The organism is Aureispira anguillae (genome assembly GCF_026000115.1).
Classification (GTDB): Bacteria; Bacteroidota; Bacteroidia; order Chitinophagales; family Saprospiraceae; genus Aureispira; species Aureispira anguillae.
This window is the reverse complement of the sequence record NZ_AP026867.1, coordinates 4,961,320-4,973,990: the sequence shown is the minus strand read 5'-3', so window position 1 is coordinate 4,973,990 and position 12,671 is coordinate 4,961,320. Positions and strand designations below refer to the sequence as shown.

Here is a 12,671-nt window from a genome sequence, read left to right as displayed (position 1 = left end):
ATAGATCAAACTATTTTGTCGAAAAAAGTTTTCACCAAATAACTTTTCTTCATTTTTTTGTACTTTTGTGCTGTCAAAACGGTTTACTATAATAAAATATAACAGATATGTATAAGTCAATTGCACTTACTTTGATAATGGCTGTTGCATCTTTTAGCGGAAAAGCACAGGATACAGAAAAGATTACCAATAAGGAAGGAAGTCAATATCAGTTTACTATACTCAAAGATATGGAGGCTACTCCCGTACAGTCTCAAGGGAGAACAGGAACTTGCTGGACTTTTTCAGCTCTGTCTTTTTTAGAATCAGAGTTGTTGCGCATGGGCAAAGGTAAACATGAGCTTTCTGAAATGTGGATTGCTCGTAATGCTTATCACGACAAAGCTATTAACTATGTACGTATGCATGGTAGTTTTAACTTTAGTGCTGGTGGTGCATTTCATGATATTCCTCATGTAATTAAGAAGTATGGTATTGTTCCATTGGAAGCTTATGAAGGGCTAAATTATGGAAGCAAAATACACAACCATTCTGAAATGGATGCTATGTTAAAAGCAATGGTAGATGTTGTGGTAAAAAGCCCTCAAAATAGAGTGTTAACCCCTGTATGGACTGATGCTGTAGATGGTGTATTGGATGCATATTTGGGTAAAAAGCCAGAAGAGTTTGAAGTAGATGGCAAAAAATACAATGGCAAAAGCTATGCAAAAGAATTGGGGCTAGACATGGATGATTATGTAGTGTTGGGCTCTTTTACGCATCACCCATTTTATGAGCAATTTGTATTGGCAGTGCCAGATAACTGGGCGTTTGGTCAAGTATATAACTTGCCAATTGACGAATTGATGGAAGTGGCAGAGTCTGCTTTGATGAAAGGTTATACTTGGGCTTGGGCGGCCGACGTTTCTGAAAAAGGTTTTTCATTTAGAGATGGATTGGCTATCGTACCTGAAGATGAGTCTACGATTCGCAAAAGAGGAAGAGACAACAAGCATTTTAGTGATGCTGGAGCAGAAAAAATTAGCGATGCCTTTAATCAACCTGTTCCTGAGAAAAAAATTACTCAAGAAATGCGTCAAGCAGCTTATGATAATTATCAAACGACTGATGACCACGGAATGCATGCAACAGGGATTGTAAAAGACCAAAATGGTACAAAATATTTTGTGATTAAGAACTCTTGGGGAACAGGTAATCATTGCGATGGTTATTTTTATGCTTCAGAGGCTTACTTCCGTTATAAAACGATGAATATGATGGTACACAAAAGTGCTTTACCAAAGAAAATTGCTAAAAAATTGGGCATTAAATAAATTTGCCTAAAAAAAGATAAGAAGTCGCACCTCATCAAAATGGAGTGCGACTTTTTTGTTGGGACGATAAGAGCAATTCATTTTTAGCGTAAAAAGACTTGGGAATGGAAAAACAAGGTTGGTTGGCAGTCTTTATTTTGATGTTGGCTTATGTATTTTCATTTGTTGATCGAAATATTGTTGTTAGTTGCTGTATCGGCATTACGTATTGCAGCCATATTATTTTATTGTGCATTGGGATCGACAAATAGAAAAAGCATAGTAGGGGAAGGGGGGGATTCTTAGCAAAAAAAACTCGTTCTTTGCCTTAGGGGCATTTATGTTAAATAATCTACAAACATATTTGGGCTTTCTTTGTTAAAATTTAACGTTCTTTGTGTTATTAAAGCACCAAGCTTTTTACGGATAATTTAAAAAATTAAACAACAAGAAACATATTAAAATGGGAAAGAAGGGGATTTTATTAGTCAATCTAGGAACACCAGATGAACCAAGCAGAGGTGCTGTTTACCGTTATCTTAAAGAATTTCTATTGGACCCTAGAGTGATTGATGTTCCTGCTGTTCAGCGTAATTTGTTGGTGCGTGGGATCATTGCTCCATTTCGTTCTAAGCCAGCCTCTGAACTCTATCAAGAGCTCTGGACAGAAGAAGGTTCGCCCCTTAAGGTTTATGGCTATCAATTAAAAGATTTATTGCAAGTTGAAATGGGCGATGAGTATCTGGTTGAGCTAGCCATGCGTTATCAGAGCCCTTCTATACAAGTTGCCATTCAGAACCTATTGCAACAAAATATTCGGGAGCTAGTTATTGTTCCTTTATTTCCCCAATATTCATCAGCATGTACAGGATCTATTTATGAAGAAGTCATGCGAGTCCTATCTAAAGAACAAGCCATTCCTCCTTTGAAGTTTATCAATTCATTTCAAGATCATCCTGATTTTATCAATGCTTTTGTTGAATGCGCAAAGGAACATGACCTCAATTCGTACGATCATGTTTTGTTTTCTTACCACGGATTGCCTGTTAGGCAATTAGAAAAGGCCGATAGGTCAAATAACCATTGCCAGAAAAAAGAAAATTGTTGTGCGCAACTCACAGATGAAAACCAGTTTTGCTATAGTGCCCAATGTTATGCAACCACAAAAGCATTGGCAGCAGCATTAGGAATTGAAAAGGAGAAATACACAACTTGCTTTCAATCTAGACTGGGAAAAGATCCTTGGGTGGAGCCCTACACCTCAGATATTTTAGAAAAACGAGCTGAGTTAGGAGATAAAAAACTCATTTGCTTCTGTCCTGCTTTTGTAGCAGACTGTTTAGAAACGGTGATTGAGATCGGCGTGGAGTATCAAGAAGAATTTGAAAAAATGGGCGGAGAGTGCGTACAATTAGTAAGAAGCTTAAATGCTCATCCTGCTTGGGTAAAAGCACTTAAAAATATTATTTTAGAAGCTTAATACACGTTATTATCGAATGGATTAGTATTCATGGATTGGAAAATCGTTATTCCTTTCCAAGGGAATCTATTGCCACAGAACGCCTATTTGGATGTTATAGGGGGGATTTTTATGCGATTTTGATAAAAAGATTAAAAAACGGAACAAATAGCATTATTTCTCGTTTTAAATATTAACTGTATCTTATTGATAATGAAGGCTGAAGTTTAAAGTTGTGTTGCTTTGGGATTTTAGATTAGTACATCAAAATATAAAAATTATGAAAAAAATATTTACATCATTAATTTTTGTTTTTAGTTTGGTTGTGCTTACTAATGCGCAACTGACAAAAACATTATCAAAAAGCGTTGATTTAGAAGAAACGCATACTGCTTATATTATGTTGCCTGGCAATGTAACTGTAACTGAATGGGAGGAAAAATACCTTCGTGTAACAACTACACTGGATGTTGAGAACATGGGAGAAAGCATTGTTAAGCGTCTAATGATAATTGGTAGATATAATTTAGAAGCAAAAAAAGATAAATATGGAAAAATGATGGTGCTTACAATGCCCAACACTACTAATTTTGTTACCATAAAAGGGGTTGATTTGATAGAGCGGTATAGTTTTGAGGTAAATGTCCCTAAAGGGTATAATATTCTAGTTAAAGAAGGTTCAAATTCTAATATGAGTTATGCTAAGGCTAAATTAGGTGAACTTTAAATTCTTTCTTTCTTTTTTAACGTTATACAGGAGCACTATATGGTTTGACAACAGTCAGTTAAACTTTATAGTGTTCTTTTTTTTTTAGGCAATTTTTTTAATTTTGATCTTAAAAAAAACAAAAAAATATTGTGTCGTTTTTACTTCATTTTGTGTTTTTAATTTTTGTTAAAATTAATATTGTAATTTTTTATTTTGTTTTGTGTTTTTAATTCTTTGTTTTTCAAAATTTTATTTTGTTTCAAAGCTTGCTTTATTGAAAAAACCAACTTACCTTTGTGGCATCAATAGAGAAAGACATATAAAAAATAATAGAATATAAAATAATGAAAAATTTAATAGCATTTCTAATCTTGGCTTTAGGCTTTATTAGTACAACAAATGCGCAAGTAGAAAAGACCTTAGTAAAGTCTGTTGCATTAGAAGGATCAACTACAGCAGTTGTTATGTTGCCAGGAGAGGTAGAGGTAACAGAGTGGGACAATGATTTTGTTCGAGTAACAACAAATTTGGAAATTGAGAACATGAACGAAAACATAGCGAAACAATTAGTAATTGTTGGTCGTTATAGTTTGTCTACTCAATTGGATAAATCAACCAATACGTTAACCATCACAATGCCTAATATTGAGAATCGTGTTACTGTAAAAGGGGTAGAATTGATAGAGGTTTTTAACGTTAAGGTGAGTATACCTAAGGGCTATGAAATCGTTGTAAAAGAAACGGTCGCTTTAGAGAAGACAACGATGTAAAAGAGTTCTCTGAAAAGAAAAAGAGAACAACAAGGAAAAGGATCCGAGTTTAAAAAGGCACTATAAAAGCATTGAAGCTGTCAGAAGTAATTCTGATGGCTTCTTTGATTATATGGATATAAAACTATTTTTTTGCTAAATTTACAACAGCAATTTTATTTGGAATATAAATTGTATAAGAAATCTCCTCGTTTAGCATTTCTCCTTTTATAATAATAAGATCTCTTTCTTTTTGGTGTTTCAGTGTCAAACAACGGGTATTGGGATTGATTTCTTTTGTTAAATCATAACGCCCTTGTTGTATTAAAAAATCTGATAAGCGAGCGTTATTAAGGTGCATTTTGACTTGAGTTTCTACTAATATTCGGGTTCCTTCAATGTATTTTATACTGATATTAGAAGAATTTAAGTTGATGATTACAGATTCGGCATTATTAATGCTGAAGGTTTGATTAATGGATTTGGAGACCTGCGAACAAACAAAAAAAGGCATTACTAAAAATAGGAATAAGATGTATTTCATAATGGAAAATGTTCTTATATCAATGGTGTATTGTTTAGAGTTGTCTTAGACTGCAATCTCTAAAAAAAAATGGTTTTGTTACTTGTTTTTTATTCATCACTCTTTTTTTAGTAATATGAAATGATTAAAGAAATCAAGTAAAGGGATTTGCTTGGTATGTGGTTGGGTGTCAATATTTGTGGAGTATGTCTAAGTTCTTATAATTATATTTAATAGTATAGTTCATTCTTGCCAATTTTTATTATTAATAAAGATGGCACTTTTGTGCATATGAAGTTTTTTTTGAATTGCTTAGGTCTCATTTTTGCCAAAGGGGGGGAGATTCTTGCCAAATTATGACTATAATGAAAGTTTAATAATCTATGAAAGTTTTTTCCCTAAAATCAATGTATCTTGATAAAAGATAATATATCAATTAACTTTATGAGTCAAAATAAAAAAGATACCACACAGAAAAAAACAAAGATAACAAACTCCATAGAACAATTATTTCATTTAAATTACCTAGCAACTGGTCTTGCAGTAGGAGTAAGATTGATCACACATTCCTTTTCGGGAAACAGTTTAACTTCGATTTTGGTGGATGGCTGTTTGATGGTAGTCTTATTTTGTTTTTATTATTTTTCTAGTTATAGGAAGTTATATCCAGCTTTAACTTGGCCCTTTATCATTACTACTCAAATAATGGTGCTTGTTTTGTGGCTGAGTTACAACTCTATGGAAAGTATTATTGCTCCCATCTATTTGCTAATTGTGCTGTTTTATGCACTTTATTCTAGGCAAAACTCTTATCCTAAAATAGCATTAGGAAGTGTTTTGTTGGCTGTTGTGTTGGTCTTACTGATTCAATTAAATCCTGTGTGGTGGGATAATTTTGAATCAACTGGGCGTTGGATTGATTATACCATGATTACCATTTGCATTATTGGGGTAACAACAATGGTACTTGACTTTGTTAATCAACGATTGGAAGAAGAGTGGAAGAAATCAGAAGAAAAGGCCAATCAGTTGGATCTTGCTAGAAAAGAAGCTGAACAAAGAAGAGATCTTTTGGCCATGCTAAAAGATTTACAGTCTGATTTTTTCTTGGAGGAGGATTTAAAAGATGCTTTTAACAACTTGTTGGCTCAATTGCTCAAAATCACAAATAGTAAGTTTGGTTTTGTGGGGGAGGTAATGGAAGAGAAAGGGCAACCTTATTTAAAGACGCATGCATTTTTAGATTTAATACACAACCAAGAAACAACAGTATTGTACCAAAATCAAGTTAATCAAGCTACAAAAAACGCCAACCTAGAATTACTATTTGATTACATAATAGAGTATGATAATTACGTTATTGCCAATCAGCCATCAATGTTGGAACGACGTGGGGTTTCTCTGGAGCAATTTAATCTAAATAATTTCTTGGGAATTCCTGTTACTTATAATTACAAAACTATTGGTGTTATTGGAATTGCCAATAGAGAGGGAGGATATAATGAAGCCTTAGTGCATATTTTATCTCCATTTTTGTCTACGTATGGTTCTATTATTCAAAATATTCGACTTAAAAGAAGGCAAGAAGAATATGAAAATGAACTGAAAGAGGCCAAGGAATTGGCAGAGTATTCCAATCGACTCAAATCTCAGTTTTTAACCAATATATCGCATGAACTCCGTACGCCTTTGTCTCTAATAATGGGACCGATTGATATGATGTTGAAACGATCCAAAGGCGAATTGACAAGAGAGGAACTTCACAGTTATTTGAGTATAATGCAGAAGAATGGCAATAAAATGTTGGAGTACATAAAAGACATTATGGACTTGGCAAAACTAAACTCCAACAAATTGGTCGTGACTAAACAAAAAGTGGAATTATTTCCATTTATTGAAAATATCTATACCTTATTCAAAACAGAGATTGCACATAGAAATATTAGTTATACCTTGGAATATGAGGTCAATAAAGGAATCTTGTTGAATTTGGATGCTCAAAAAATAGAAAAGATTTTGAGCAATTTACTATCCAATGCTTTTAAATATACTAAAGATAACGGAATGGTAAAACTGCTGGTAAAAGGTGTAGACCAAGGCATTGAAATACAAGTTTGTGATTCAGGAATAGGCATTCCTTCAGAACATTTGCCTTATATCTTCAATCGTTTTTATCAAGTAAAAAAAGAAAATGAAACCATTTTTTCAGGGACGGGTGTTGGCTTGGCTTTGGTTAAGGAGCTAGCCGATATACAAGGTTTAGAAGTCAAGGTGGTTAGTGATCTGTCCAAAGGGTCTTGTTTTTCTTTTATACTCCCACAACAGGATATAACCAATCATTTTGATAAACAACAAGAACCTGCTATAACAACAAGTTCGTTGTCTTCTAAACAGACTAAAGTCTCTATTTTAGACAAGAGCAAAAACGCTATATTAGTAGTGGAAGATAATTATGATATGCGTTTGTTCCTCAATAATATCCTCAATAAGGAGTATGAAATTATTTTAGCAGAGAATGGAAGGGAGGGCTTGAGTGTTTTAAAACAGAATGCTTCTGATATTAGCTTAGTGATAACAGATTTGATGATGCCAGAAATGGATGGGATGGAGTTATTGGAGCATATAAAATCTTCTTCTTGGGGCTATAATCTGCCAGTAATTGTTTTGACGGCTCAGAATCAAAGAGATAGCCGCCTTAACGCACTGAGAATAGGGGTAGACGAATATCTGACAAAGCCATTTTCTGTAGATGAATTGATGGCTAGTATTAAAAACTTAATTAAGAACCACAAAGTAAGACAGGGCTGGAAATCTTAGCATTTTAATTTTAACATTTTTTTCACAAAATCTTATTTTGGCATACTTTTTAAAAGTCTATTAGAAAACTCTAATAGACTTTTTTTTAGTACATTTTATTTAGTCTAAGATTTTATATCAAGGAGTTTTTCTATAACTAAACTTAAATGACTATCTTCTATTAAGTTATTTCTTTTTTTTAGTACAAAAAGGGGTTTGAAAATGTCACAAAAACCAATTATATTGGAGGCTTGTTTATTTGATTAGTATCCCCATTTTAATAACCCGTACTCACTAAGCGCGTTAATTATGATACAAACTACTACAGACACTCTTTATCATCAGGCGAATAAAAAGTTATTTCGTTCTATTTGTTTTTACAGTTTTTGTATTGTTCTGATTCGGCTAATTACGAATCTATTCATTGCTACTTCTTGGTTGCCTGTTATTGCCGATATTTTGATGGGGTGTACGATTGTGGGGCTTTATTTTGCTGCTAAGGACAAAGAAGATCTGACCGTTTTTTTTTGGCCAGGAATTTTTCTAACTCAAATTAGTTTTGTCCTATTGTGGTTTGGCACAGGTGGCGTTGGAGGACCTGTAATTTCTTTTAACTTAACGCTCTTAGTTATTTATATAGCTTTAGATGTTAGGGAGCAATATTGGCAAATAGGGATTACAATTATACTAAGTACCTTTTTTACAATCTTATTGGAGCAAATGAACCCTTCTTGGGTGGTTGCTTATCCCTCTGACAATATTGTTCAGGTAATAGATAAATGTAGTGTGCTTATAGGTTTAGTTACACTGATTGTCTTGGCAACACGATCGATGAGAAGGGTTTATGAAGAAGAACGAAAAATATCTAGCCGAAAAACGAAAGAATTGGCTTTGGCAAAACAAAGCATCGAAAAACATAGAGATTTATTGGCAACGCTCAAAGAGTTGCAATCTAGTTTTTTATTAGAACAAAAACTCGAAAATTCGTTTGATACCTTGCTAAAACAATTGCTCTCAATTACAGAAAGTCAATATGGTTTTATTGGAGAAGTTGTGTCTTCTGATGATGGTACCTTCTCGCTAGAGACATTTGCAGCAATGGACAGCGGTGGAATGCTTAAGAATAGTAATCTATTGGAAGATGACAATTGGAAAGAAGGAGGAGAATCTAAGTTTCAACCCTTATTAAATACCATTTTAAAAGAAAAAACCTACATTCTTTCAGATCAAGTTCCTAATAACCAGTCCAAATTGACCGCTTTTCTAGGGTTTCCTATTGTATATGATAATGCAATTGTAGGAATGGTAGGGGTAGCCAATGAGGTAGGATATCAAGATGATTTAGTGCAAATGCTTGCTCCTTTCTTATCAACTTATGGTTCTATCATCAAAAATATTCGCCTAAAAAGAAGGCAAAAAAAGTATGAGGAAGAACTCAAAAAGGCTAAAGAAACTGCTGAACAAGCAGTATTTGCCAAAAATCGTTTGTTTACAAATATTTCTCATGAATTTCGTACTCCTTTATCCTTAATTGTGGGGCCTGTATCTGCTATATTAAAACAACCTTCTGGGGCATGGGTCGAAAAAGACACGCGAAATTCTTTGAATATGGTATTGAGAAATAGCGAAAAGGTCTTGCAGTATGTGGATGATATTATGGATCTGGCAAAACTAAATTCTAATAAACTAGAGGTTTGGCCACAAGTAAATCACTTGTATTCCTTCATTCATGGCATTTATGATACCTTCAAAGTACAAACTACTTATCGAAATATTGACTATAAATTGGTTTATAATGTTGACCAAAATTTGATCTTAGAGTTTGATACTTCCAAGATGGAAAAAATCATCAACAATTTATTGTCCAATGCTTTTAAATATACCTTAGATGGTGGCCAAATCATTTTATCTGTTGTTGATGCAGGAGATAACATAAATATAGAGGTTAGAGATACGGGAATTGGCATAAGAGAAGAGGATTTACCACATGTTTTTGAACGTTTTTATCAAACAAAAGGTGCTAAAAAATCAAATGCTTCAGGTTCTGGTGTTGGTTTGGCATTGGCGCAAGAATTGGCCGTGTTGCAAGGGTTTAAAATTGGGGTAACCAGCATACTTTCAGAAGGAACTGCTTTTACGTTCTCTATGCCTAGAATTCAAGTAGACAACATTGATGCTGTCGTTGCTATTCAAGAGGAAGAAATGTTAACAAAACCGCTTGTTGGAGCGCAAGAAGAACAGCTGGTTGAGGGGCAAAAAGAAATCGTCAGTGCTGCTGTTGATACTGGAAAACCGACCATACTAATTGTGGAAGATAACAGAGATATGGCTGCTTTTGTTAAGTTGGTATTGGGAACTAGTTATGCGGTTGAATTAGCCGAAAATGGAGCCGTTGGGCTTAAAATATTAGAAAAAGATCCAGCTCGCTTTGACTTAGTGATAACAGATTTGATGATGCCAGAAATGGATGGTTACGAACTGTTAAAACACATAAAAGCTAAGAGCTGGGGAGGGGACTTGCCTGTTATTGTCTTGACGGCTAAATCTAGTGAAGCTAGTAAACTAAAGGCATTAACCATTGGGGTAGATGAATACTTAACCAAGCCTTTTTCTGTTGATGAATTGACCATCCATGTCAAAAATTTAATTGAAAATTCTAAAACACGTAAGACTTGGAAAAATAAAGAGGAGGCGGAGGCTTCCGAAAGCATAAGTAATCATGCAACGGATGATGTTACTGCTTCAACGTCAACTAGGGCTGCTAAAGAATCTATCTTGCACCGAGAAAAAATTGAGCGTGCTCGTGAAGTGGTGCTAGAGAATATTGATGAAACAGAGTTTGCTGTTGATGACTTGGCGAAGGCATTAGCGGTTAGTAAACGACAGTTGTATCGATTTATGCAATCTTATACGGGCTTAACACCACTCAAATTTATTAATGAAATTCGTCTGCAAGAAGCAAGGCGCTTGTTGGAAGATGGAGCGTGTAGTACCGTCAAAGAAGTTTCTTATTCCATTGGCTTTATGTCTACTCGTCATTTCTCTAAAAACTATAGTACTCGTTTTGGTAAAAAACCTTCCGAATACTTTAGATAAATAAATAGTTAGGTAGGACGTTGTTATTTGACCTGCATTGTTGCTTGGTTTAGTTTATTAATCAATAGATTCTATTGTTAGTATATCTTGTAGGAGTGTTTGATCTAGTTGCTGAAACGAAATGCTATGTCTGCTTCCATCTTCAAATAAAATTAGAATACCTCTATTTCTAAAAATCATATAGTTTCCTTTTTTGAGTTTTTTATCAAAAAACATTTGTTGGCAATAATGGATTTTGCCATATTGAAATTGACAGTTAGAATCAAGGATACACTTCTGCAAGTAATATGTCTCAGAAGGAGATCGCTTATCCTTCCATAGATAATATAGTTCATGATTATACAGTTCTTGGACTTTGTAATCGCTAAAATTATCTAAATATAAAGTGTCACAAATGGTCTGTTTGTCTTTACAAACACCTTTAATGAAACAGGTGTCTTTTATTTTTTCTGCTTTTATACCAAGACGTTTTTGTTCTAATATATCTTGCAAAAGTTGTTGGTCTAGCTGTTGGTAGCTAATTTTTAACCTACTTCCATCCTTAAATAAAAGGACGATGCCTTTTTTCCTTAGTCTTATATATTTTCCTTGTTTAAGTGCTTTGTTAAAAAAGAATTGATTGCACCAATGAGGCTTGCTTAATTGAAAATTGCAAGAGGAATCAAGGGTACGTTTCTGCAAATAGTAAATAGTTCCTAAAGCCATCTCATTCTTCCATAAATGATAGAGTTCACCTTTATTGGTATGTCTTAGTTCTTGTTTCGTAAATTTGAATAAAAATGAGGTATCGCTGGTACATTTTCCATGTTTATCAAAACCTAAAATGATTCGCTTTGACTTCTTTTTTTTTGTTTTTATAATATGTTGCCCTTGTAAATCTATGGTTCTCCAAACGATTAAGAGTAATATGAATAAATAGCTAATCGCTCTCAATTTTTGTAGTTGCATAATTATCTGATGCTTCTTTTTGTCTAAAAATATAACCATTACTTTTTCCTTTTTCAAATCTAGTTTTTAGATCTTGTTCTTGATCTAGAGCAAGCATTTGTTTTTGAGGGATGTTGAAACCATCAAAGGTATATCCAATATATTTTTCAAAGTATGCTTGAATACCACTGTTTCCTTCTTTTAATGCGGTTATAAAACTCTGATGCATAGCACTTCTTTGCATTTTTTTGTTTTCTGTTGCATTAACCCTTGCTAAAGCTAGTATAGCAGCTTTTTTAGAATCTATCTCATCTTGCATGTCATAAGAGAAGACTTGACTGCTACCATCTTGTAATTTTTCATAGCCAATTCTACCAATTTCAAACTGATAGGCATGTTCTAATTCATCTCCTAAAGATTGAATGATTTCAGATTCAGATAACCCCCTTTTGATGCTAATAACAAAGGCACTAATACTAAAATCATAAACAGAGTGAGCTTCAGCGTTTGGATCTAACATATCGCCTACCCAAACATTGGTATTAATTTCATAGTTGATCGAACTAGCTTTGAGTAAATCTAATTTAGCTCTGGTTGTTGGATTCGCAGATTGATATATTCGATTAAAATACGCCTCAGATTGCCCATCATCGTCTACAGGAAATAGGATAGAATCATTTTTAGTTATTTGATCTGTTTTAGGCTCCTTTTGAGGGGAATCACCAAATAATGCAGCGAGTTCATGGACAGTTATAGCTGTTATCCACTGTTTTAGTTGCAAGGTATGAAGACTATTATCAATATGATCTTGTAATTGCCTCATCTGTATAGCTTCAGGACTTTGGTCGCTGAACTCTTGTTCTATTGTTTGATCTACTACCTCTTGCTGTTTTGTATTTATTGATTCTTTATTATTTTCTCTGTAGGTCTGTTCAAAGCTCATTTGCTGTTCTAATTGATATACTATTAATCAAGATGGTAATCAAAATAGAGAAAACAATGTAGTAAAAATAAGAAAGTAATTGTTTTGTAAGTGTTTGTATTAGAGTATGTAAGTTGTTTTAATTTGTGCTAAACTATTTTACATAAAAAAACAGGGCAATCCCAAATTTTGAGATTG

10 protein-coding genes are annotated in these 12,671 nt (G+C 33.8%); 7 read left to right on the top strand and 3 right to left on the bottom strand.

The genetic code is table 11. The annotated features are described in order from the left end of the window. Positions 1 to 107 precede the first annotated feature (107 nt). From AsAng_RS19455 to AsAng_RS19435, 5 genes are all read left to right on the top strand, one after another. Entirely contained in the window at positions 108 to 1,313 is a 1,206-nt protein-coding gene (locus tag AsAng_RS19455) for a C1 family peptidase (protein WP_264788763.1), read from the top strand. 104 nt (positions 1,314 to 1,417) lie between these two features. Further along, the gene (locus tag AsAng_RS19450; protein WP_264788762.1) at positions 1,418 to 1,564 is read left to right on the top strand and encodes a hypothetical protein; all 147 of its coding nucleotides are present in this window, start codon (positions 1,418 to 1,420) and stop codon (positions 1,562 to 1,564) included. Positions 1,565 to 1,755: 191 nt separating this feature from the next. Further along, positions 1,756 to 2,772, top strand: a complete 1,017-nt coding sequence (gene hemH, locus AsAng_RS19445; protein WP_264788761.1) for a ferrochelatase — start codon at positions 1,756 to 1,758, stop codon at positions 2,770 to 2,772. A 259-nt stretch (positions 2,773 to 3,031) separates the two neighbouring features. Next, positions 3,032 to 3,478, top strand: coding sequence for a hypothetical protein (locus AsAng_RS19440; RefSeq protein WP_264788760.1), 447 nt, complete (start codon positions 3,032 to 3,034; stop codon positions 3,476 to 3,478). Between the two features lie 326 nt (positions 3,479 to 3,804). Further along, entirely contained in the window at positions 3,805 to 4,230 is a 426-nt protein-coding gene (locus AsAng_RS19435; RefSeq protein WP_264788759.1) for a hypothetical protein, read from the top strand. 124 nt (positions 4,231 to 4,354) lie between these two features. On the opposite strand, the gene AsAng_RS19430 is transcribed toward AsAng_RS19435, so the two are convergent. Beyond that, positions 4,355 to 4,753 carry a hypothetical protein gene (locus tag AsAng_RS19430; RefSeq protein WP_264788758.1) on the bottom strand — a complete coding sequence of 133 codons (399 nt, stop codon included), beginning with the start codon at positions 4,751 to 4,753 and terminating at the stop codon, positions 4,355 to 4,357. A gap of 423 nt (positions 4,754 to 5,176) precedes the next feature. On the opposite strand from AsAng_RS19430, the gene AsAng_RS19425 reads away from it, so the two are divergent. Then, a complete protein-coding gene (locus AsAng_RS19425; RefSeq protein ID WP_264788757.1) occupies positions 5,177 to 7,549 on the top strand; it encodes a hybrid sensor histidine kinase/response regulator in 2,373 nt (790 codons plus the stop codon). Positions 7,550 to 7,837: 288 nt separating this feature from the next. After that, positions 7,838 to 10,624, top strand: a complete 2,787-nt coding sequence (locus AsAng_RS19420) for a response regulator (RefSeq protein ID WP_264788756.1) — start codon at positions 7,838 to 7,840, stop codon at positions 10,622 to 10,624. A 57-nt stretch (positions 10,625 to 10,681) separates the two neighbouring features. Here the strand turns inward: AsAng_RS19420 and AsAng_RS19415 are convergent, their stop codons facing one another. Continuing rightward, positions 10,682 to 11,572, bottom strand: coding sequence for a hypothetical protein (locus tag AsAng_RS19415; protein ID WP_264788755.1), 891 nt, complete (start codon positions 11,570 to 11,572; stop codon positions 10,682 to 10,684). Further along, positions 11,544 to 12,494: a hypothetical protein gene (locus AsAng_RS19410; RefSeq protein ID WP_264788754.1), complete on the bottom strand. Its 951-nt coding sequence runs from the start codon at positions 12,492 to 12,494 to the stop codon at positions 11,544 to 11,546. Before AsAng_RS19410 ends, AsAng_RS19415 begins: the two co-directional genes overlap by 29 nt. Positions 12,495 to 12,671 lie beyond the last annotated feature (177 nt).

Bases quoted from the DNA above. Each gene is read 5' to 3' on its own strand.
- AsAng_RS19425 (WP_264788757.1), top strand. From the start codon at position 5,177: ATGAGTCAAAATAAAAAAGATACCACACAGAAAAAAACAAAGATAACA.
- AsAng_RS19410 (WP_264788754.1), bottom strand. From the start codon at position 12,494: ATGAGCTTTGAACAGACCTACAGAGAAAATAATAAAGAATCAATAAAT.
- AsAng_RS19440 (WP_264788760.1), top strand. From the start codon at position 3,032: ATGAAAAAAATATTTACATCATTAATTTTTGTTTTTAGTTTGGTTGTG.
- AsAng_RS19450 (WP_264788762.1), top strand. From the start codon at position 1,418: ATGGAAAAACAAGGTTGGTTGGCAGTCTTTATTTTGATGTTGGCTTAT.
- AsAng_RS19430 (WP_264788758.1), bottom strand. From the start codon at position 4,753: ATGAAATACATCTTATTCCTATTTTTAGTAATGCCTTTTTTTGTTTGT.
- AsAng_RS19455 (WP_264788763.1), top strand. From the start codon at position 108: ATGTATAAGTCAATTGCACTTACTTTGATAATGGCTGTTGCATCTTTT.
- AsAng_RS19420 (WP_264788756.1), top strand. From the start codon at position 7,838: ATGATACAAACTACTACAGACACTCTTTATCATCAGGCGAATAAAAAG.
- AsAng_RS19415 (WP_264788755.1), bottom strand. From the start codon at position 11,572: ATGCAACTACAAAAATTGAGAGCGATTAGCTATTTATTCATATTACTC.
- hemH (WP_264788761.1), top strand. From the start codon at position 1,756: ATGGGAAAGAAGGGGATTTTATTAGTCAATCTAGGAACACCAGATGAA.
- AsAng_RS19435 (WP_264788759.1), top strand. From the start codon at position 3,805: ATGAAAAATTTAATAGCATTTCTAATCTTGGCTTTAGGCTTTATTAGT.